Origin of the sequence: Paractinoplanes polyasparticus (assembly GCF_019710575.1) — a bacterium.
GTDB lineage: Bacteria > Actinomycetota > Actinomycetes > Mycobacteriales > Micromonosporaceae > Actinoplanes > Actinoplanes polyasparticus.
The window spans coordinates 1-21,425 of sequence record NZ_JAHWFK010000008.1; the positions used below are offsets into that span (position 1 = coordinate 1).

Here is a 21,425-nt window from a genome sequence, read left to right on the forward strand (position 1 = left end):
TTTTTCTTCCCTAGACAAGAAGAAATGATCGATCAAGGGCTGTCCTCATGATCAACCGGGGTCGATACCCCCAGCCAAACGTTAAAACTCAAGCTAGGCTGAGGTCAGTGGTCGGCGCCGTTCCAGTCGCGGCCGTGGCCGACCGAGACGTCGAGTGGGACGGAGAGCGGGTAGGCCGCGCTCATCTCGCGGCGCACCAGCTCCTCCAGCGGTTCGCGTTCGCCGGTGGCCACGTCGAAGACCAGCTCGTCGTGGACCTGCAGCAGCATGCGGGACTTGAGGCCGGTCTCCTTGAGCGCCTTGTCGACCCGCAGCATCGCGATCTTGATGATGTCGGCCGCGGAGCCCTGGATGGGGGCGTTGAGGGCCATCCGCTCGGCCATCTCGCGGCGCTGGCGGTTGTCGCTGGACAGGTCGGGCAGGTAGCGCCGCCGGCCGAGGATGGTGGCGGTGTAGCCGTCCTTGCCGGCCTGCCTCACCACCTTGTCGAGATAGTCCCGGATGCCGCCGAACCGTTCGAAGTACTCGTCCATGAGGGCACGGGCCTCGTCGGTGGGGATGCTGAGCTGGTTGGACAGGCCGAACGCGCTCAGCCCGTAGGCCAGGCCGTAGTTCATCGCCTTGATCTTGCGACGCTGGTCGGGCACGACCTGGTCGACCGGCACGTGGAACACCGACGAGGCGGTGGCCGCGTGGAAGTCGAACGCCGAGTTGAACGCCGCGACGAGCGCCTCGTCGGCCGACAGGTGGGCCATGATGCGCATCTCGATCTGGCTGTAGTCGGCCGTCATGAGCTCGTCGAAGCCCTCGCCGACGACGAACGCCCGCCGGATGCGGCGGCCCTCCTCGGTGCGGATCGGGATGTTCTGCAGGTTGGGATCGGTCGACGAGAGGCGGCCGGTCGCGGCGACGGTCTGGTTGAACGTGGTGTGGATGCGCCCGTCGTCGGAGACCGACTTGAGCAGCCCGTCGACCGTCGACTTGAGCTTGGCGACGTCGCGGTGGCGCAGCAGGTGCTCGAGCAGCGGGTCGGCGGTCTGGGCGAACAGGCTCTGCAGCGCGTCGGCGTCGGTGGTGTAGCCCGACTTGATCTTCTTGGTTTTCGGCAGGTTGCGCTCGACGAACAGGATCTCCTGCAGCTGCTTGGGCGAGCCCAGGTTGAACTCGCGCCCGACCTCGGCGTGCGCGGCCTGCTGGGCCGCCTTGACCTCGGCCGCGAAGTGGGCCTCGAGCTCGGAGAGGTAGACCGTGTCGGCCGCGATGCCGAGGTGTTCCATCTCGCCGAGCACCTCGGACAGCGGCTGTTCGACCTCTACCAGCAGGGTCTGGGACTCGCCGCCGTCGCGGGACAGCTCCTCGGTGAGCACGTCGGCCAGGTCGAGCGTGGCGCGGGCCCGCAGCATGACGTTCTCTTCGGCCGCGCCGTCGCTGCCGTCGAGGCCCTGGAGCAGGTCGAGCTGGCCGCTCGCCGGCTCCTCGACCCGCAGCTCGCGCTTGAGGTAGCGCAGGGCGAGGTCGGTCAGGTCGTAGGCCCGCTGGTCGGGCTTGGCCAGGTAGGCCGCGAGCGCGGTGTCGACCCGGACGCCGGCCAGGTTCCAGCCGTGGGCGCGCATGGCCAGCGAGGCCGGCTTGGCGTCGTGCAGCACCTTGGGCCGGTCGGGGTCGGTGAGCCAGTCGGCCACGGCCCGGCCGTCGGCCTCGTCGAGCGCGGCCGGGTCGAACCAGGCGGCCGGGCCGTCGCCGGTCGCCACGGCGACGCCGGTGAGCGAGCCCGTGCCGCGGCCGAACGTGCCCGTGACGGCCACCCCGACCGGCGCCGCGGCGGCGTGGGCGGCCAGCCACCCGGCCACCTCGCCCGCGCCCAGCACGCGGCCGTCGATGTCGAAGCCGGACTCGGCCTCGGGCTCGACCGCTTCGAGGTAGGAGTAGAGCCGTTCGCGCAGCACCCGGAACTCGAGCGCGTCGAAGACCTGGTGGACGGCCTCACGGTCCCAGCCGTGCCAGCGGACGTCCTCGGGGCGCAACGGGAGCTCGAGGTCTTTGCGCAGGGCGTTGAGCTCGTAGTTGAGGATCACCGACGACAGGTGGGCACGCAGGTTGTCGCCGGCCTTGCCCTTGATCTTGTCGGCGTTGGCCACGACGCCCTCGATGCCCCCGAACTCGGTGATCCACTTGGCCGCGGTCTTGGGCCCGACGCCGGGGACGCCGATCAGGTTGTCGCTGGTCTCGCCGACCAGGGCGGCCTTGTCGCGGTAGAGATGCGGCGGGACGAGCTGCTTCTCCTCGACCAGCGCGGGGGTCATCCGCCAGACCTCGGAGACGCCGCGGCTCGGGTAGAGGACCGTGATGTGCTCGTCGACCAGTTGCAGGGCGTCGCGGTCGCCGGAGGAGATGAGCACCTCCATGCCGGCGTCGCGGGCCTGGCAGGCGAGTGTGGCGATGACGTCGTCGGCCTCGAAGCCGGGCTTCTCGACGTACGGGATGCGCAGCGCGTCGAGGATCTCCTTGACCAGGCTGACCTGGCCCAGGAACTCCGGCGGGGTCGCCGACCGGCCGGCCTTGTACTCCGGGTATTTCTCGGTGCGGAAGGAGACGCGGGAGACGTCGAACGCGACCACGATGTGAGTGGGCTTCTCGTCGCGCAGCATGTTGATCAGCATCGAGGTGAAGCCGAACACGGCGTTCGTGTGCTGACCGGTCTGCGTGCTGAAGTTCTCCTTGGGCAGCGCGTGGAACGCACGGTAGGCCAGGGAGTGGCCGTCGAGCAGCAGCAAACGGGGGGTCTGGGCGTCGTCGCTCACGTTGCAGAACTCTAGTCGTGAGGTCCGACATCTTTCTCATCGCAGTGCGGCAGAGCCGCCTGAATGTCAGAGTCAGAAACCGGGACCACCCCGTCTGCTTAGAGCACCTTGCTGAGGAATGCCCTGGTTCGCTCATGCTGCGGGTTGCCGATGACGTCGCGGGGGGCGCCCTGCTCGACCACGACACCGCCGTCCATGAAGATCAGGTTGTCGCCCACCTCGCGGGCGAAGCCGATCTCGTGGGTGACCACGACCATGGTCATGCCGTCCTGGGCGAGCCCCTTCATCACGTCGAGGACCTCCCCGACCAGTTCCGGGTCGAGCGCGCTGGTCGGCTCGTCGAAGAGCATCAGCTTGGGCCGCATGGCCAGCGCCCGGGCGATGGCGACCCGCTGCTGCTGCCCGCCGGAGAGCTGACCCGGGTAGTTGCCGACCTTGGCGCCGAGGCCGACCCGCTCGAGCATCGCCAGCGCGCGGTCGCGCACCTCGGCCTTCGGCTCCCGCTTGACCCGGCAGGGCGCCTCCATGACGTTGTCGAGCACCGTCATGTGCGGGAAGAGGTTGAACCGCTGGAACACCATGCCGATCGACTGGCGTTGCTTCGCGACGTCCCGCTCCCCCAGCTCGTGCAGCTTGCCGCCGCGTTCGCGGTAGCCGACCAGGTCGCCGTCCACGAAGATGCGGCCGGCGTTGATCTTCTCCAGGTGGTTGATGCAGCGCAGGAAGGTGGACTTGCCGGAGCCGGACGGCCCCAGCACGCAGCACACCTGGCCCGAGCCGACCACCAGGTCGATGCCCTTGAGCACCTCGAGCGAGCCGAACGACTTGTGCACGTTGTCGGCCCGCACCATCTCGGTGGTCATGTTCCCTCCCCGGTCCGGGTGATCCGGCCGCCCTGCTCGACCTGGATGTCACGCAGGCGTTGCCGGGCCTTGTCGGCCGCGCCGTACCCCTTGCTGAAATGCCGCTCCACAAAATATTGCGCGACCATCAGCACGGTGCACAGGATCAGGTACCAGATCAGCGCGGCCACGATGACCGGCAGCACCACGAAGGTCCGCGCCGAGACCTGCTGCAGCTGGAACCACAACTCGAAGGTGACCGGCACGAAAGCCACCAGCGACGTGTCCTTGACCATCGCGATGATCTCGTTGCCGGTCGGCGGCACGATCACCCGCATCGCCTGCGGCAGCACGATGCGGCGCAGCACCTGCCCGCGGGACATGCCCAGCGCGACTGCCGCCTCGGCCTGGCCGGGGTCGATTGACTGGATGCCGGCACGGACGATCTCGGCCATGTAGGCGGCCTCGGACAGGCCCAGCGCCAGCATGCCGGCGACGAAGCCGGCGATCAGATCGCTGGCCTTGATGCTGTAGAACTGCCCGTCGAAGCCGTCCAGGCCGAACAGCTTGCCGATCTGGGTGCCGAACGGCAGACCGAAGCCGATCCGCTCCCACAGGATGTTCAGGTTTCCGAAGAGCACCGCCAGCACCAGCCGCGGCACCGCCCGGAAGAACCAGGTGTAGACGAAGGCCACCGACGACAGGATCCGGTTCGACGACAACCGCATGATGGCGATGACGATGCCGAGCCCGATGCCGATCGCCATCGACGAGACGGTCAGCAGGATGGTGCCGCGCAGGCCCTCGAGCACCGGCTCGGTGAACATCACCCCGCGCTTGCCGTCCTGGTACTCCAGGAAGATGAACGACCAGCGGAAACGGTCGTTGGTCACCAGCAGGTGCACGAACATCGCGGTCAGGATCGCGATGACGCCCAGGGCCACCCACCGGCCGGGGTGCCGGACGGGCACGGCCTTGATCGCTTCCGGCCGTGCCCGCTCGGTTGTCGTGTTGTCGCTCATGCGAGGGTCAGACCGACGGGTTCACTTCGGGCGTGGTGATCGCGCCCGCGGTCACGCCCCACTTGTCGAGGATCTGCTTGTAGGTGCCGTCCGCGATGAGGGCCTGCACCGCCTCGCCGATCACGCCGGCGAACTCGGTCTGGTCCTTCGCGATCGCGTAGCCGTACGGCGCCGCGTCGTAGATCTCGCCGACCAGCGCCAGCTGACCGTTGGTCTGCTTCACCGCGTACGCCACGATCGGCGAGTCGGCCAGCATGGCCTCGTCCTTGCCGGTCACCACGGCGTTGGTGGCGTCCGACTGCTTCTGGTACTGGTCGATCGTGATCGCGGCCTTGCCGCCGTCGGTGCACTTCTTGGACCGGGCCTTCAGGTCGTCCACCTGCACGGTCGCGGTCTGCACGGCGACCTTCTTGCCGCACACGTCGTCCGGGTTGATCGTCACGCCGGTCTTGGCGGCCCACTGGGTGCCCGCCGAGAAGTAGGAGACCATGTTGACCTCCTTCATCCGGTCCGCGTTGATCGTGAACGAGGAGACCCCGACCGAGTACTTCTTGGTGGTCACGCCCGGGATGATGCTGTCGAACGTGGCCGAGGTCCACTCCGTGGTCAGGTTCAGCTTCTGCGCGACCGCGTTGAACAGGTCGACGTCGAAGCCGATGACCGTCTTGCCGTCGCTGTCGAGGTACTCGTTCGGCGCGTACGACGAGTCGGTGCCGATGGTGAGCTTGCCCGCGCTCTTGATGTCGGCGGGAACCTTGTCGGCCAGAGCAGTGTCGGCGGACGCGCTCGGCGCCGGGGCGCCGCTCGAGCCCGGGTCGTCCGACTCCGAGCCGCAGGCGCCCAGCGACAACGTCAGCGCCGCCGCGGCGGCCAGGCCGAGGATCGCCCGGCGGCCGGGGGTGGTGCGGAACATGATGACTCCTAGTCGTCGAAAATCGTGTTACGCGACGCCGAGGTAGGCGTCCTTGACGGCCGGGTCGTTGAGGAGATCGGCACCGGTGCCTTCCTTGACGATCCGCCCGGTCTCCAGAACGTACGCGCGGTGCGCCCGGGACAGAGCCTGTTGGGCGTTCTGTTCCACCAGCAGCACGGTCGTACCCTGCTGGTTGATCTCCACGATGATGTCGAAGATCTGCTGGATCAGCATCGGCGCCAGACCCATCGACGGCTCGTCGAGCAGCAGCAGCTTCGGCCGGCTCATCAGAGCCCGGCCCACCGCCAGCATCTGCTGCTCACCGCCGGAGAGCGTGCCACCGGCCTGCTTCTCCCGCTCCCTGAGCCGCGGGAACAGGGTGAAGGCGCGTTCCATGTCCTCGTCGATCTCGGACCGGTTGCGCCGCGTGTAGGCGCCCATCTCCAGGTTCTCCCGCACCGTCATGCCCGGGAAGATGCCCCGGCCCTCGGGCGACTGGGAGACGCCACGGACCACCCGCAGGTCGGCCCGCATCTTGGTGATGTCCTCGCCGTCGAAGCGGATCGTGCCCTGCGACACCGGCCGCAGACCCGAGACGGCCCGCATCGTGGTCGACTTGCCGGCGCCGTTGGCGCCGATCAGCGCGACCACCTCGCCCTCGCCGACGGTCAGGCTGATGCCGTGCAGGGCCTGGATGCGCCCGTAGGCCAGCGTCACGTTGTCGATCTCAAGCAGCATCGGTGGGCACCCCCAGATACGCGGCGATGACCGCCGGATTGTCCCGCACCTCGGCCGGCGTGCCCTCGGCGATCTTCTTGCCGAACTCCAGCACGACGATCCGGTCGGTGACCCCCATGACCAGGCGCATGTCGTGCTCGATGAGCAGGACCGTCACCCCGGTGTCGCGGATCCGGCGGATGAGCTGGAGCAGATCCTCCTTCTCGGCCGGGTTGAAGCCGGCGGCCGGCTCGTCCAGGCAGAGCAGGGTCGGATTCGTGGCCAGCGCTCGGGCGATCTCGAGACGACGCTGCTCACCGTACGAGAGATTACGGCTGACATCGCCGGCCCGGTGCGCGATCCCGACGAAACGCAGCAGCTCCAGGGATCGCTCCCGGCCCGACTTCTCCTCCCGCCAGAACCGCGGCAGGCGGAACAGCGCGCTGATCACGCTCGTCTTGTGGTGCGCGTCCGCGCCCACCATGACGTTCTCGAGCGCCGTCATCTCGGGGAACAACCGCACGTTCTGGAACGTACGGGCGATGCCACCCCGGGTGATCTGGTGCTTCTTCTTCCCGACGATCGACTCGCCCTGGAAGCGGATCGCGCCCTCGGTCGGCCGGTAGACGCCCGTCATGGCGTTGAAGCAGGTCGTCTTGCCGGCGCCGTTGGGCCCGATCAGACCGAAGATCTCACCCTTGCGCAGCGAGAAGCTGACGTCGTTGAGCGCCACGACGCCGCCGAAGCGCAGGGTGACGTGGTCGACCTCGAGCAGAACGTCGTCACCCGACACGGACCTCGTAGCCGGCGCGGACGCCGACCCGCCCGTCGGAGCGGGCTGATCCACGGGACGTGCGTTCTCCCGGTCCAGCTCCTCCGGAGTCTTCTGATGCGGCTCACTCATGACCAGCCCTCCGCTTCGCTCCGGGCAGGGCATTCGCCAGACACTGAGTTCATGGTGCCTTCGCTTCGCTCAGTCACAGCGGAGCCACCTCCTTCTCGCGGTCCTTGAGCTCCATCGCCCGGCGGCGGCTCGGGATCAGGCCCTGCGGACGCAACACCATGATCAGGATGATCGCGGCGCCGAAGATCGCGAACCGGTACTCGTACAGGTCGGTGTCGCCGAACGACAGGCCGCGCAGGCGGTCGGGGATGTACGAGATCAGCACGCCACCCAGGATCGCGCCGGCCATGTTGCCGGAACCACCCATGACCACACCCGCCAGCACCAGGATCGAGAACTGGAGCACGAACGTCTGCGAGTTGATGAAGCTCTGCTCACCGGCGAACAGCACACCGCCCAGACCACCGATGAACGCGCCGATCGCGAACGCCCACAGCTTGTACTTGAACGTGCGCACGCCCATGACCTCGGCGGCTTCCTCGTCCTCCCGGATCGCCAGCCACGACCGGCCGACCCGGCTGCGGTCCAGGTTCCGCACACCCAGGATGACCAGGATGATGACCGTCAGACCGAGCCAGAAGTACGGGATCGCGTCGGTCACGCCGAAGATCGGCTCGCCGTTCCAGCTGCCCGGCGGATGCGGGATGCTCGCGAAACCACGGTCACCCCGCAGCGTCGTCGTCGACGTCGCCACGATCCGGATGATCTCGGCGAAGCCCAGCGTCACGATGGCCAGATAGTCACCGCGCAGCCGCAGCGTCGGCCAGCCCAGGATCACGCCCGCGAGCATGGTCAGGACCAGCGCGGCCGGCACCGCCATCAGCCACTTCCAGCCCGTGTCGGCGTAGATCACCGAGTCGGGCGAGGTCAGCAGCGCGGTGCCGTAGGCGCCGACCGCGAAGAAGCCGACGTAGCCCAGGTCGAGCAGACCCGCGTAGCCGACCACCACGTTGAGGCCCAGCGCCAGCAACACGTAGTAGGACATGTTGAACAGGGCGCTCGGCCAGTCGATGCCCTCGGTGATGATCTGTGGGCCGATCAGCGGCACATCGCCGGCGTACGGCAACAGGTACGCCAGCACCGTGAAGAACAGGATCAGCACAGCGCGTACGTACCACGGCTGCCGGCCGAACCAGCCCCGGACACCACCGCTCGTACGGAAAGACGCCTTCTCGCTCATGCTCGAGACCTTCCCAGCGACTCACCCAGCAGACCCGTCGGGCGGAACAGCAGGATGACCACCAGCAGCACGAACGACGCCGCGTGCAGCCACTGCGAACCGAACAGGCCCGCCGCGTAGTTCTGAAGCACACCCAGCAGCAGACCACCCAGCAGGGCGCCCCGCAGGTTGCCGATACCACCCAGCACCGCGGCCGTGAACGCGTCGATGCCGAGCAGGAAGCCCGCGTCGTACCGCGTCACACCGATCTTGAGGTCGTACATGACCGCCGCGATACCCGCCATCAGACCACCCAGCAGGAACACCAGCGCGATCACCCGCGACTTGTTGACACCCATCAGCGCCGCCGAGTCCGGGTTCTGCGCCACCGCGCGGACACCCCGGCCCAGCCGCGAGCCGTTGATGAAACGATCCAGCGCGAACATCATCACCAGCGCCAGCAAGATGATGAGGACCTGCAGGTTCGTCACCGTCGTGTCGCCGATGGTGAACAACGGACGGGCCTGGATGATCGGCGGCACACCCGTCTGGTTGCGGTGCGTCGTCACACCCACGACCTCGGAGATGAACAGCGAGGCGCCGATGGCGGTGATCAGGAAGGCCAGCGGCGGCGCGTTACGCCGGCGCAGCGGCCGGTAGGCCACGAACTCGACCGTCAGCGCGGTCGCGCCCGAGACGACGATCGCCGCGATCAGACCGATCACCATGTAGAGCAGCATCGGGCCGACGGACGGCGTCGCCGAGTTCTGGTCGAGACCGAACAGGCCCCAGACGAACAGACAGGCGTACGTGCCCAGGAGGAAAACCTCGGAATGGGCGAAGTTGATGAGCCGCAGCACACCGTAGACCAGCGTGTAGCCCAGGGCGAACAACGCGATGATCGCGCCCTGAGCCAGACCCGTGACGGTGAGCGGCCCGAAATCATTGATCAGACCGGAAAAATCCACAGAGGGGCTCCAAAACGACGAGGCCGGTGCGGCCGGAGATCATCCGGCCGCACCGCCCACCAGAAAGTTAGTGCTCAGGCGATCAGGAGGTCTTGATCTCCACGTCGGCCTTCGCGTCGCCGGAGCTGTCGAACTTGAACGCCCAGACCTTGATGAAGTTCGGGTCCAGCTCACCGGTCTCGGTGAACTTGTACGTGTTCGCAATGCCCTTGTAGTTCACGGTCTTCAGGTAGTCGTTCAGCTTCGTCGTGGTGTTGTTACCCGCGTCGATGCCCTGAAGGAAGATGTTCGCGGCGTCGAACGCGACGTCCGAGTACGTGCCCGCGTCCTGGTTCCACTTCGCCTTGTAGTCGTTGACGAAGGTGCCACCCGCGGCCTCCGGCGGGGAACACGGGCAGGTCACGACCGTGCCGACCGCGGCCTGAACACCCGACGCCTTGGACAGGCCCGGGTCCTTCATGCCGTCGCCGCCCAGCAGCGTGCCCTTCCAACCAGCCGCCGTGAGCTGCTTACGGATGATGCCGGCGTTCGTGTAGTAGCCGCCGTAGAACAGCGCCGTGGCGCCGCTCGACTGCACCTTCTGCACCAGAGCCGAGAAGTCGGCCTGCTTGCCGTCACCCTCGGTCTTGTCGGTGGCCACGACCAGCGCGCCCAGCTTCGTCTTGACGACCTCGGCCAGACCGGCGCCGTACGCCGACTGGTCGTCCGCCACGAAGACCTTGGTGGCCTTCAGGTTGTCCTTGATGTACGCCGCAGCCGCCGGGCCCTGCGCGTCGTCGTTGGCGACCGCGCGGTGGAAGACCTTCCAGCCCTTCGACGACAGCGACACCCGCGTCGCCGACGGCGTGATCGTCGGGATGCCGGCCGACTCGAAGATCGGGTCAGCGGCCTCGGACTCGCCGGAGAACGGCGGGCCGACGATGCCGAGGATCTTCTTGTCCGCAACCAGGCTGCGAGCGACACCGGGCGCGACCGAAGCCTCACCCTGCGAGTCGAACTTCGCCACCTCGATACACGTGGAACCCTTGGACTTGTTGTACTGATCGATCGCCAGCTCGAAGCCCTGCTCGATGTTCACACCGAGGTTGGCGGCCGAGCCGGTCAGAGCGCCGAAGAACGCCAGCTTGTAGCCGCAGTTCCCCTCGCTCGCGGTGTCGTCGCTGCTAGAACCGCTATTGCAAGCAGCGGCACCGGCGATGAGCCCGATGATGGCCACTCCGCCGATGGCTCGTGCGAGAACCTGCCTCAAGGTTTGAACCCTCCTCCATACCGAACCCACCGAGCCACTGACAGCCGATTGGCACTTGCTGTGCCGGCGACCACAAGCGCCCCGTTATGGGGCGGGACGTTATCCCAGGTTCGCGGCCTGCCAAAAGACTTCACTCGGGCTTTCACCGAACCGTTACGTCCGGTGACCTGATGGCTGGGGTCGGTGTTACAACAGGGCTACCGCAAGATCAACTTGTGGCGGGTTGCGCGCCGTCCGCGTCCTGACCCTCCGCCAGGATCCGATCGGCCACCTCACGCATCGTCATCCGGTGATCCATCGCCGTGCGCTGAATCCACTTGAACGCCTGCGGCTCGGTCATCTGATACTTGGTCATCAGCTCGCCCTTGGCGCGCTCCACCGACTTGCGCGTCTCCAGCCGATCGGTCAGACCGGCGACCTCGGCCTCCAGAACGGCGATCTCCGAGTAGCGCGACAGGGCGATCTCGACCGCCGGCACCAGATCGGACTTCTGGAACGGCTTCACCAGGTACGCCATCGCGCCGGCCGCGCGGGCGCGCTCGACGAGGTCGCGCTGGCTGAACGCGGTCAGAATGACCACGGGCGCGATCCGGCCGCCGGCGATCCGCTCGGCCGCGGCCAGCCCATCCATGATCGGCATCTTGATGTCGAGGATGACGAGGTCGGGGCGCAGCTCCTCGGCCAGGCGCACGGCGGTCTCCCCGTCGCCCGCCTCACCCACGACGTCGTAGCCCTCCTCGACGAGCATCTCGGCCAGGTCCAGACGGATGAGCGCCTCGTCCTCGGCGATCAACACCCGCTTGCGCTCGGCACCAGCCTGCGAGTCGGCCACGGAACCCCTACCCCCAACGTTCCCGAAGTCGCGACACCCCGGTATGCGGGTGTCGCCGCCCTAAGCCTAGTGGGTACGCTGTCTCCTGCTTGGGTCAGCGTGACCTTGTCGCGACGAGCCAGGCATGCCGGGGTGGCGCAATCGGCTGACGCGGATGACTCAAAATCATTTGTCCGAGAGGACATGCGGGTTCGAATCCCGTCCCCGGCACCACAGAAAACTGTCATACCTATGTTCGAAGATGCAGGGTATGCATCCCCCTCACCTTCGCGACAAAGCATTGCAACTTCGTGCCCAAGGTGTTTCATTCGGTGAAATCTGTCGCCGGCTGGGCCTGTCCAAAAATACGGTCGGTCACTGGTTCTACGGTGACCGCGCCCGCCACCGGGCCGAACTGGACGCGGAGCGGTCCCGGTGCCCTCGGTGCGACAAGCCTCCGCGGCCACCCGACGATCCACCGTCCTACGCCTACCTTCTCGGCCTCTATCTCGGCGACGGGCATATGGTGACCAGGGCCCGGGTACCGGTGCTGCGCGTCTTCTGCGCCGACGCGTGGCCGGGGCTGATCGACGAGTGCGCGGCCGCCATGACAAATGTCCTCGCGCGACGCGTACAGCGCGTGCAGAAACAGGGCTGCGTCGGCGTCCAGAGTTACTCCAAGCACTGGCCCTGTCTGCTGCCTCAGCACGGACCCGGCCACAAGCACCACAGACCGATATTCCTGGCCGGCTGGCAACAACCGATCATCGATGAGCATCCGGGGTCACTTCTTCGCGGCCTGTTCCATTCCGATGGGTGCCGCGTGACCAATCGGATAAGGCGTGGCGACAAGGCCTATGAATACCCGCGTTACAACTTCTCCAATGAGTCGGCCGACATCATGGGGCTCTGTCAGCAGTCGCTCGATCGGCTGAGCATCTCGTGGCGAATGTGCCGCCGGAACATGTTGTCGGTGGCGCGGCGGGAGGCGGTGGCTCGGCTGGACGAATTTGTCGGGCCCAAGTGGTGACCGTTCGCCCATGCGCCACGGCTACGAACGGGCACGACGGCTGACCGCTTTCTGTGACCGGCGCACCCCGGGCAGGTGCGCCGGTCACTCGTGGGGGTCACTTTGTGCTTCTGCGGTGGGGGTCGCGGCGACGCTCGGTGAGGCCGTTTGGTTCGCGGCGTTGGGGCGTGCTTTCCGGCCTTCGCCCGGGGTGCCGGTCGGCTTGCCGGTGTGGGTGGGCTTGGGCGGTTTCCTGGAGGGCGGCGCCGTGGGCGCGCGACCGGGCTGGGTCGGCCGGCCCGGTTCTCTGGTGGCTGCCGGGCCGGGTGTGGTCGGTACGCCGGACGGCTGCGGTTCGGCGGACGGCGGTTCCACCGACGGCGGAGCCGCTGGCGACGGTGCGGGCGAGGGGGCGTCCGGTGGCTGGGCCGAGGCGGATCGGTGCAGAGCGCGGCAGTACTCGTCGATGCCGTCCTCGCCACCGGCCGCCGCGCTGAGTTTGCGGCGGTCCTCGCGGCTGAGGGTCGGGGGCCCGCTCCAGGCCTGGCACCAGGTCAGCGCCGTGACGTCGAGGGAGGGGCGGGGCCCGGGCAGGGTCGGGGAGGGGGACGGTGTGACGGGGTTGCCTGTTCTCGGCGCAGGTACGCCCAGCGCCGAGAACAGGCGGTGCGCGCGCTGCTGGGCTTCCTGGGGCAGGTTGCCGGTGCGGGCGGCGACGCCGGTGCCGGCGAAAATGAGGAGAGCCAGACCGGCCGTGACAGGCACGAGCACGGCCCGGATTTTCGCCTTGGTGCGGTGTCGCCGGCTGCTTCGGGCAGCACGCCTGCGGTGGGCGACGAACGCGGCTACCACTTCTTTCTCGCCGGCCAGTTCCTCCGGGGTGGCGGGGGCGCGGGCGGCTTCGAGGAGGTCGGCGAGGCCGGGGTGACCGCTTTCGGCGATCGTGCCGTTCCCACCGTGCTTGTTGCGTCGCGTGCGCAGTGCACGGAGGAGAGCGTTCAGGGAGCGCATCCTGTTACACCCCCTCTCTGGTGCGGATCTGGGGGTGGGTGGCCAGGCGGCGCAGACCACGCATGGTGGCGATGCGGACGGCGCCCGGTTTCTTGCCGAGGATGCCGGCGGTGGTGGCGACGTCGAGGCCGATGACGACGCGGAGCATGACGGCTTCGGCCTGGTCGGCCGGGAGGTCCGCGATCACGGCGAGGGCCCAGCTGGTGGCGGCGCCTTCGGCGGCTTCGGCGGCGGCGTCGGGCGCGTTCCGGGTGGGCGGGGTCGCGGTTTCCCGCGTACGGGATCGGCGCCGTTGTTCGTCGATGCCGCGGTGCCGGGCTATGCGGAAGAGCCAGCCCCGGAAGTTGTCGTGGTCGCCGTGGAATCGGTGCAGGTCACGGATGACGTGCAACCAGGTCTCACTGGCGGCGTCCTCGGCGTGGTCGCCGGCGACGACCCGCAGGTAGCGCAGCACTGAGGGGTGGTGGGTGCGCCACAGCAGCGCGAAGCCGGCGTCGTCGCCGTGCTGGGCGGCGCGCAGGGCGTCGGTCAGTTCGTCGTCGGGCACGTCCGCTCCGGGGTTGGGGGCGGTGGTCTGGTACCCGGCTGTGAATCTGCCCGAACCTCGGGTTCGCCGGTCGGCTTGATGTTGTCATGGCAGGGACACGTTCGCTGGAGGCCTCATGCTGTGGTCCGGTTCCTCACCCCTGTCCGTGATGCGGGAGAGCATGTGGGGTTTTCTGCTGTTCGCCGGGGTGGCGTGGCTCGCGGTCGGGTGGAGTGTCCTGCGGCTGGAGCCGGCCGACGTGGTGGCGGTGGCCGGTCCGGTGATTCTGTTCGCGGCCCTGTGCGAGGTGGTGCGGGCGCTGGCCGGGACGAGAACGTGGTGGATCAACGCGTCGATGGCGGTGTTGTTCGCGGCGACCGGCGTGGTGGTGCTGCTCGATCAGGATTCCACCTATGCGACGCCCGCCGCGCTGGTCGGGTGGTTCCTGCTGGTTCGGGGCGCGGTGGATGTCGCGGTGGCCACGATGAATCGGGGTTCCGACCGTACGTGGGGACTGTTCGTCACCTTGGGCGTCGCGCAGGCCGCGCTGGGTTTCTATGCCGCCGGTCCGCTGGCCCGGGCGGCCGATCCGGTGATCGTGACGCTGGGCGCGCTCGGTGTGTTGCGGGCGATCGCCGATCTGGTCACCGGGTTGCGGTTGCGGGAGGTGGCGGCGGCCCGGACGGACGTGTTGCGGTTGTCGCCGGAGCGGGAGGCCGGGGTAGCCGGCTATTCGGCGGGGCTGGCGGACTACGATTCGCAGCCGCCGGCCCGCCACCGTGCGGAGACGATCGCGGAGACCGACGTGGTGGAACGCTAGGGCTTGATCTCCCCTGCCCCGTCGGGCCGGGATCCGCTGTCGGTCAGTCGCCGGGCCGGGATCCCGGGCCCGGCGGGGCCTTTATTTGCGCTCGCCGACCCGCCGGAGCAGGCCTTCCTGGACGGCGCTGGCGATGTGCCGGCCGTCCTCGGTGTACATGCGGCCGCTGGCCAGGCCGCGGCTGCCGCTGGCGGACGGGCTGGTGCAGTCGTACAGGAACCAGTCGTCGGCCCGGAACGGCCGGTGGAACCAGAGGGCGTGGTCGAGGCTGGCGCCGATGACGCCGCCGGGCCCCCAGCTCTCGCCGTGGACGGACAGGACCGAGTCGAGCAGGGACAGGTCGCTCGCGTAGGTCAGGGCGCAGGCGTGGATGAGCGGGTCGTCGGGCAGCGTGCCGTTGACGCGCATCCAGACGCGCTGCTGGTCGCTGGCGTTGCGGTCGCCCGGCGGCACCCAGCCGGGGTCGTTGACATAGCGGACGTCGACGGCGCGCGGCGCGGCGTTGAAGGCGGCCCGCCGGCTGGGGTATCTGCGCACCCAGTCGGCCATGGTCTGCACCTCGTCGGGCCCGGGGACGCCTTCGGGGGCCGGGGTGTGGTGGTCGAGGCCGACCTCGAGGACCTGGAACGAGGCCGACATGAAGAAGATCGTCTTGCCGTGCTGCTGGGCGGTGGACCGGCGCACCGAGAAGGAGCGTCCGTCGCGGATGGTCTCGACGGAGAACTGGATGGGCTCGGTCGGGTCGCCCGGTCGTACGAAGTAGCCGTGCAGAGAGTGGACGAGCCGTTCCGGATCGACGGTGCGGCCGGCGGCGACCAGGGCCTGACCGGCGACCTGGCCGCCGAAGACGCGCTGGGCGCCGGTCTGCGGGCTCTCCCCCACGAAGGTCGCCGGGTCCAGCTGCTTGAGGTCGAGGACCTCGAGCAGCTGGTCGACGGCGGCTTGCCCGCTGAGGGGCTCGGTCACAGCGAGGCGGGGTCGACGAGGTCGCCGAGCCGGTGCACGCGCAGGGTGTTGGTGGAGCCGGGCGCGTTGGGCGGGGAGCCGGCCACGACGACGACGTAGTCGCCGGGCTTGGCCAGGCCGAGGCCGAGCATCTTGGCGTCGACCTGACGGAACATGTCGTCGGTGTGCTGGACGAAGTCGGTCAGGAACGTTTCGACGCCCCAGGCGACGGCGAGCTGGTTGCGTACCTCGGGAACCGGGGTGAACGCGTAGAGCGGGAGCTCGCAGTGCAGGCGGGACAGCCGGCGCACGGTGTCGCCGGTCTGCGAGAACGCGACGAGAGCCTTGGCGCCGATGTTGCGCGCGATCTGCGACGCCGCGACGGTGAGAGCGCCGCCGTGGGTGCGCGGGTCGTGCTGCAGCCGCGGCACCGGGATGGAACCGCCCTCGGTGGTGCTGACGATCTTGGCCATGGTGCTGACGGTGAGCACCGGGTACTTGCCGACCGAGGTCTCGCCGGACAGCATCACGGCGTCGGTGCCGTCGAGCACGGCGTTGGCGACGTCGGACGCCTCGGCGCGGGTCGGCCGCGAGTTCTCGATCATCGAGTCGAGCATCTGGGTGGCCACGATGACCGGCTTGGCGTTCTCGCGGCACAACTGCACGGCGCGCTTCTGCACCAGCGGCACCTGGTCGAGCGGGAGCTCGACGCCGAGGTCGCCGCGGGCCACCATGACACCGTCGAACGCGAGGACGATCGCCTCGAGGTGCTCGACCGCCTCGGGCTTCTCGACCTTGGCGATGACCGGGACGATCCGGCCCTCCTCGGCCATGATCTCGTGGACGAGCTTGATGTCGTCGGGCGAGCGCACGAAGGACAGGGCGATGATGTCGCAGCCCAGCCCGAGGGCGAAGCGCAGGTCTTCGGCGTCCTTCTCGCTGAGCGCGGGAACGCTGACGGCGACGTTGGGCAGCGAGACACCCTTGTTGTTGCTGACCGGCCCGCCCTCGACGACGAGGCAGCGGATGTCGGTGTGGTTGTCGACGGCGGTGACCTCGACGGCGACCTTGCCGTCGTCGATGAGCAGGCGATCGCCGGGCTTCACCTCCTGCGGCAGCTTGGTGTAGGTGCAGGAGACCCGCTCGCGGGTGCCGAGGATGTCGTCGCTGGTGATGGTGACCAGGTCGCCGGTGTTCCACACGTGCGGCCCGTCGGCGAACTTGCCGAGGCGGATCTTCGGCCCCTGCAGGTCGGCGAGGACGGCGACGGCCCGATCGGCCTGCTCACTGGTGGAGCGCACGAGATGGTACATCTTCTCGTGGTCCTCGTGGCTGCCGTGGCTGAAGTTCAGGCGGGCCACGTCCATGCCGGCCTCGACGAGCCCGAGCATGCGCTCGGGGGAGGCGGTCGCGGGCCCCATGGTGCAGACAATCTTTACGCGGCGTGTCACGGCCATCAGGCTAGTCTCTCTTCTTCATCGGCCAGGCGGCCGACCCCCGTCATAGGGGTGAACTGCGTCTGTCGGGCGACGGCGAGGCTGCCTGGGCTCCCTCAGCAAGAACCGGCGCGCTGCGCTGTGACCTGGCGGGCTTCAACGACCGCGCCCCCAGCTTATCGGCCCGCCCGCGCGGGCTTCGCCCAACGCCCTGCCGTACCCCTGTCCCCCGTTCGGCCATCGCCCACGAGCAATACGACAACTACAGTCCGTATCGCCGTGTTCATGCCCGGAAGGAGTGTCGTGACCGATTGGGGCCCGCTGGGCGAGGTGCTGAACACCGGGGCCGCGAAGGAGGACCTGGCCACCGTCGAAAGGCTGGTCGACCGAGCGAAGAGTTTGCTGGCCAGGGTTCCGGACACCTTTCCGACGTACACGCTGCACGACGACACGCACGCCCGGAACGTCATCAGGTTGATCGGATTGCTGGTGGGCCGCCACATCGAGGTTATGCGGCCGCTCGAGGCGGCGCTGCTGATCCTCGCGGCCTACTACCACGACATCGGGATGGTCTACTCGGCAGACGACCTGACCCGCCTGCTCGGCAAGCGGGATTTCCGGGCGTTCATCGAGAACGACGACGAAGCCTTTCTCGCCACCCGGTCCCGCGGCGGCACCCCACCGCCCGGTGTCATCGAACGATATTGCCGATCCCGGCATGCCGAGCGGGTGCGGGAGCACCTGCAGCAGATTGATCCGGACTGGCTACGGTGGGACGGCGGCTCGATTATCCGGCCGCTGGAGCTGATCTGCCGCAGCCATGGCCTTCCCGCACGCGCGCTGCGCGGTTCCGAGTTCGCCAAAGACTTCCGGGGGGCGGACCTTCGCTTCTGCGCGATCATGCTGCGACTCGCCGACATCCTCGACCTCGATCGCAGCCGGGCGCCGGAGGCCGTCTACCAACATCTGAAGCTCGGCAGGCACCGCACCGCCGAGGCGGCGGCCAGCGATGCCGAATGGAGGAAGCACCTGGCCGCCGGCGGCTTCGACTTCAAGCAGGACCCGCCGCGCAACTACGCACTCCAGTTCGTGGCGGATCCCGAGGACCCGGGCGTCGAGCACATGCTGCGCACATTTCTGGGGGTGGTGACCGAGGAATTGAGCGAATGCCGGGCCGTGGCCGACGAATGCAACGACCGGTGGCGCGACCTGCCCCTGCCCGCCGAGATCGATGATTCCGCTATCACCAGTCAAGGCTATCGGTACGGTTCCTTCCGCTTCGAGCTCGATCGGGAGGCGGCGCTCGGCCTCTTCACCGGCGAGCAGCTTTACGACGATCCTTACGCCTTCGTCCGGGAGCTTTTGCAGAACGCCTTCGACGCCGTGAGCGCCCGTCACCACTTCCGCGACGGCCACCGGTCGTCGGGCATCCGGGTCCACTGTTGGGACGACGAATCCGGCTATGTGTGGGTGCGGGTAGACGACGACGGCATCGGAATGGATCAGGCGATGTTGGAGAACTATTTCCTGCGTATCGGAAAGTCCTACTACCAGTCAGCCGAGTTCAAGGCGGAAGTCGCCCGGCGCGGCATGTCCAACGGATCGTTCGGAGCGATCAGCCAGTTCGGCATCGGGGTGCTCTCGTGCTTCATGGTCGGCGACCGGTTGGAGCTGACCAGCCTGCGCGCGGCCGCACCGGGGACGACGAACAAAGGGATCCGGCTGTCGATCAATCGACGCGACGATTACTTCGTCTTCCTGGAGGAGGGTGACAAGGCCAAGCCCATGCCCGGACGCCCCGAGGACGACGCCTTCCTCGACGAACCGGGCACCCGGATCGCCGTCCGGATCGATCCGAGCCGCGCGCCCGTAGACCTGGCCACAGCCGTAGACAAGGTCAAGCAGTATGTCCTTGACCCACCCGTCTCGGTGTCGGTGAACGACACACCTTGCGAGAGCTGGAGGCCGAGCCGAATGCATCAGGCGTTCGCGGCCTCTCCCACGGTCACCTCGTTCGACCTGGAAAAATTGATAGGAAATCTCGACAACGAATTCCTGCCCGGAGTGGAACGAATCGGCATCGCAGTCGTCCCGTTGGACTTGGCCGGGACGCCGGAATGCCCTGACGTCCAAGGCCACCTACTGGCCTATGTGCCTTTCGTCCCGGACGCTAATGATGATTCCGCTCCCGTTGGCGCAGATGACGAGGAAAGAATCGGGCCGTACAGGCGGCAGGATCTGTCTCACGAAATCGACATCGGAACGACTGGTGAACCACACGGCACCACCCATCTCGAAATCGCCGTGCGGTCCTGGGTCCCGTCGGCCGAGGCGGACGCGGATCCGGACTCGTTCGAGACCCATGCCCCCGACCTCGAATCCGCATTGGCGAAACTTGCTGAGGGTAAAAGCCTTTACGCCTCATACCGCGCTCCTTCGACGGCCAAGCTGCGCGACGACATCCTGGCTGAGGACAGCGATGAGCTGCGCTGGTCCTACAATGGCATTGCTCTACCGACCAGATCCGACCAGGACGTCTCAGTGGAAGGCACACGGGACGGATCTCTCTTGAGTGGAGTAGTGCGGCTGTCCGGACAGCTGCGCCCTGACCTCACCGTCTCGCGCTCACATGTCCGGGCCGTGCCCTGGAGGATCCACTCCGCCCTGCAGTTCGCGCTCCGGCGGGCAGCGAGCGCCGCGATCGGATCGGACAGCAAGCTGCAAGCGGTGACGAGGCTCCTGAACAACTTGGTAATCGTCGACGTCGCACCGCAGGAACCCCTGACCGCAGCAGTCATGGAAGTCGACGACATACTGCGGCTGGGGCGATGGAATGCCGAGCCAGTGATCCGATATGGCCGGCAGACGATCAGCGTTGACGATCTGAGATCGGCTGCACTGACGGGGCACTTCATCGAAGTCCCATCGACTTACCAGCATTGGAGGCCGAAGGCCTGGCTCCGATTCTACGAAGTTCTGTCCGCCGGCCTCCTGCACTTCTTCGTCGACCTGGAGTGGGAGCCGCAGGGGCCCGGGTACGGGAAATTGAAGGTTCGGTCGGCAAGACCTCCCGTCCCTAGAGACGGCAGTGGTCTCTTCCGACCGCTGTTCGCCGTCGACTACAAAGCAGAGGAGAGTTTGGCGAGAGCGGGCGAGCATCTGAATGCCCGCCACCCGTTGACCCGATGGCTCCTGGACAATGCCGACTATCTCGCCACTCACTTTCCGGCACCGTTCGAACGAGTTTTCCGGCGGGCCACAACAGAGATCGACGATGTCGAGCGGATCAATGACGCGCTCAGGCTTGTTGCGCGCCGGGCCTCGACGATCGCCCCACCCGACGGGGCCTACTTACGACAGGACGAGAACGGGTGGTGGTGGTCGCGGTGACTCAGCCTCCGCAGATCGACCGGGCTCAGGCGTTCGAGGTCGAGCGGTACAAGTATCTGCTTCAGCAGGTGCACACCGTCAACGAGAACGTCTACCGGTTCCTGGCGATCTATCAGACCTTGGCGACCGTGCTGGTCGGGGCGGCTCTCGCGCTCTTCGTGCGGTGGGACGAGTGGAAGATCGAGCCCTACGTCGCCCAGCTCGGGGTGGTGTCGATCATTGTGGTGGTCACGGTCATCGCGGCGTTCACGGTCGGGCTCATTGTGGTGGGGGTGCTGACCTGGCTGGACTATCGCGAGGAGGAGTGCGAGCTTACTGAGGAGGCTGTCCGGCCCGGGTATCGCAAGCCGCCCGAGTTGCGGAACTTCTGGCGGTGGTACGAGACCTACATCGTGCTGTTCATCGGTGGATCGGTGGCGATCATGTGGTTGGGGACCGGCTTCGTGTTGTTGCCGGCGATGTCATGAGGCCGGGGCACGACTTCGTCGGGGTCGGTGTCGGGGCGATGGTCTTCGACGACGAGGGGCGGGTGTTTCTCGCCAAGCGCGGGGCGAAGGCTCGCAACGAAGCGGGGCTGTGGGAGTTTCCGGGCGGCATGGTGGATTTCGGGGAGACGCTCGCCGCGGCCGTCGTGCGGGAGTTCGACGAGGAGTACGGGATGGCGGTCGAGGTCACCGGGCTGATCGGGGTCTCCGACCACATTCTTCCGGCGGAGGGGCAGCACTGGGTGTCGCCGTCATTCACTGCGCGGCATGTCGGGGGCGTCCCGCGGATCCGGGAGCCCGAGAAGTGCACCGAGATCGGGTGGTTCCAGCTCGCGGAGCTCCCTGAGCAGTTGACCCTGGCCAGCCGGGACACCCTGGCCGCGTACAGAAAGAAAGGGCCCGCCTGAAAACAGGCGG

The 21,425-nt window shown here is 67.6% G+C and carries 19 protein-coding genes and 1 tRNA gene; 6 read left to right on the forward strand and 14 right to left on the reverse strand.

Annotated features, from left to right (window positions below; genetic code table 11):
- Positions 1 to 104: 104 nt before the first annotated feature.
- The 10 genes from polA to KXC43_RS11755 form a co-directional block, all read right to left on the reverse strand.
- Positions 105 to 2,801: a DNA polymerase I gene (polA, locus tag KXC43_RS11710; protein ID WP_221376044.1), complete on the reverse strand. Its 2,697-nt coding sequence runs from the start codon at positions 2,799 to 2,801 to the stop codon at positions 105 to 107.
- Between the two features lie 98 nt (positions 2,802 to 2,899).
- The gene (locus tag KXC43_RS11715; protein WP_304522855.1) at positions 2,900 to 3,664 is read right to left on the reverse strand and encodes an amino acid ABC transporter ATP-binding protein; all 765 of its coding nucleotides are present in this window, start codon (positions 3,662 to 3,664) and stop codon (positions 2,900 to 2,902) included.
- Positions 3,661 to 4,665 (reverse strand): amino acid ABC transporter permease, encoded by a 1,005-nt coding sequence (locus KXC43_RS11720; RefSeq protein WP_221376045.1) that lies wholly within the window; start codon positions 4,663 to 4,665, stop codon positions 3,661 to 3,663. The genes KXC43_RS11715 and KXC43_RS11720 overlap by 4 nt, the downstream gene beginning before the upstream one ends.
- 7 nt (positions 4,666 to 4,672) lie before the next feature.
- Positions 4,673 to 5,578 carry an ABC transporter substrate-binding protein gene (locus KXC43_RS11725; RefSeq protein ID WP_221376046.1) on the reverse strand — a complete coding sequence of 302 codons (906 nt, stop codon included), beginning with the start codon at positions 5,576 to 5,578 and terminating at the stop codon, positions 4,673 to 4,675.
- Between the two features lie 27 nt (positions 5,579 to 5,605).
- Positions 5,606 to 6,316, reverse strand: a complete 711-nt coding sequence (locus tag KXC43_RS11730; RefSeq protein WP_221376047.1) for an ABC transporter ATP-binding protein — start codon at positions 6,314 to 6,316, stop codon at positions 5,606 to 5,608.
- Positions 6,306 to 7,199: an ABC transporter ATP-binding protein gene (locus tag KXC43_RS11735; protein ID WP_255643932.1), complete on the reverse strand. Its 894-nt coding sequence runs from the start codon at positions 7,197 to 7,199 to the stop codon at positions 6,306 to 6,308. The genes KXC43_RS11730 and KXC43_RS11735 overlap by 11 nt, the downstream gene beginning before the upstream one ends.
- 73 nt (positions 7,200 to 7,272) lie before the next feature.
- On the reverse strand, positions 7,273 to 8,379 hold the full coding sequence (locus KXC43_RS11740) for a branched-chain amino acid ABC transporter permease (RefSeq protein WP_221376048.1): 1,107 nt from the start codon (positions 8,377 to 8,379) through the stop codon (positions 7,273 to 7,275).
- A complete protein-coding gene (locus KXC43_RS11745; RefSeq protein ID WP_221376049.1) occupies positions 8,376 to 9,326 on the reverse strand; it encodes a branched-chain amino acid ABC transporter permease in 951 nt (316 codons plus the stop codon). Before KXC43_RS11745 ends, KXC43_RS11740 begins: the two co-directional genes overlap by 4 nt.
- An 82-nt stretch (positions 9,327 to 9,408) precedes the next feature.
- A complete protein-coding gene (locus KXC43_RS11750; protein WP_221376050.1) occupies positions 9,409 to 10,575 on the reverse strand; it encodes a branched-chain amino acid ABC transporter substrate-binding protein in 1,167 nt (388 codons plus the stop codon).
- Between the two features lie 208 nt (positions 10,576 to 10,783).
- Complete coding sequence (locus tag KXC43_RS11755) at positions 10,784 to 11,407, reverse strand: ANTAR domain-containing response regulator (protein ID WP_221376051.1); 624 nt, start codon at positions 11,405 to 11,407, stop codon at positions 10,784 to 10,786.
- A 126-nt stretch (positions 11,408 to 11,533) separates the two neighbouring features.
- Between KXC43_RS11755 and KXC43_RS11760 the strand changes: the two genes are divergently transcribed.
- Together KXC43_RS11760 and KXC43_RS11765 are read left to right on the forward strand one after the other, a co-directional pair.
- A tRNA-Leu gene (locus KXC43_RS11760) sits at positions 11,534 to 11,620 on the forward strand.
- 37 nt (positions 11,621 to 11,657) lie between these two features.
- Positions 11,658 to 12,416: a helix-turn-helix domain-containing protein gene (locus KXC43_RS11765; protein WP_221376052.1), complete on the forward strand. Its 759-nt coding sequence runs from the start codon at positions 11,658 to 11,660 to the stop codon at positions 12,414 to 12,416.
- 84 nt (positions 12,417 to 12,500) lie between these two features.
- On the opposite strand, the gene KXC43_RS11770 is transcribed toward KXC43_RS11765, so the two are convergent.
- On the reverse strand, positions 12,501 to 13,406 hold the full coding sequence (locus KXC43_RS11770; protein ID WP_221376053.1) for a hypothetical protein: 906 nt from the start codon (positions 13,404 to 13,406) through the stop codon (positions 12,501 to 12,503).
- Between the two features lie 4 nt (positions 13,407 to 13,410).
- Positions 13,411 to 13,953 carry an RNA polymerase sigma factor gene (locus tag KXC43_RS11775; protein ID WP_221376054.1) on the reverse strand — a complete coding sequence of 181 codons (543 nt, stop codon included), beginning with the start codon at positions 13,951 to 13,953 and terminating at the stop codon, positions 13,411 to 13,413.
- Positions 13,954 to 14,068: 115 nt separating this feature from the next.
- Between KXC43_RS11775 and KXC43_RS11780 the strand changes: the two genes are divergently transcribed.
- Positions 14,069 to 14,752 carry a DUF308 domain-containing protein gene (locus KXC43_RS11780; RefSeq protein ID WP_255643933.1) on the forward strand — a complete coding sequence of 228 codons (684 nt, stop codon included), beginning with the start codon at positions 14,069 to 14,071 and terminating at the stop codon, positions 14,750 to 14,752.
- A gap of 81 nt (positions 14,753 to 14,833) precedes the next feature.
- On the opposite strand, the gene KXC43_RS11785 is transcribed toward KXC43_RS11780, so the two are convergent.
- Together KXC43_RS11785 and pyk are read right to left on the reverse strand one after the other, a co-directional pair.
- Positions 14,834 to 15,718 carry an acyl-CoA thioesterase gene (locus KXC43_RS11785; protein ID WP_221376055.1) on the reverse strand — a complete coding sequence of 295 codons (885 nt, stop codon included), beginning with the start codon at positions 15,716 to 15,718 and terminating at the stop codon, positions 14,834 to 14,836.
- A complete protein-coding gene (gene pyk, locus KXC43_RS11790) occupies positions 15,715 to 17,154 on the reverse strand; it encodes a pyruvate kinase (RefSeq protein WP_221376056.1) in 1,440 nt (479 codons plus the stop codon). The genes KXC43_RS11785 and pyk overlap by 4 nt, the downstream gene beginning before the upstream one ends.
- A gap of 282 nt (positions 17,155 to 17,436) precedes the next feature.
- Between pyk and KXC43_RS11795 the strand changes: the two genes are divergently transcribed.
- The 3 genes from KXC43_RS11795 to KXC43_RS11805 are packed head-to-tail and all read left to right on the forward strand — an operon-like array spanning position 17,437 to position 21,415.
- Positions 17,437 to 20,523: an HD domain-containing protein gene (locus tag KXC43_RS11795; RefSeq protein WP_221376057.1), complete on the forward strand. Its 3,087-nt coding sequence runs from the start codon at positions 17,437 to 17,439 to the stop codon at positions 20,521 to 20,523.
- Positions 20,520 to 20,990 (forward strand): hypothetical protein, encoded by a 471-nt coding sequence (locus KXC43_RS11800; protein WP_221376058.1) that lies wholly within the window; start codon positions 20,520 to 20,522, stop codon positions 20,988 to 20,990. The genes KXC43_RS11795 and KXC43_RS11800 overlap by 4 nt, the downstream gene beginning before the upstream one ends.
- Positions 20,987 to 21,415: an NUDIX domain-containing protein gene (locus KXC43_RS11805; RefSeq protein ID WP_255643934.1), complete on the forward strand. Its 429-nt coding sequence runs from the start codon at positions 20,987 to 20,989 to the stop codon at positions 21,413 to 21,415. Before KXC43_RS11800 ends, KXC43_RS11805 begins: the two co-directional genes overlap by 4 nt.
- The last annotated feature ends 10 nt before the right edge of the window (positions 21,416 to 21,425 follow it).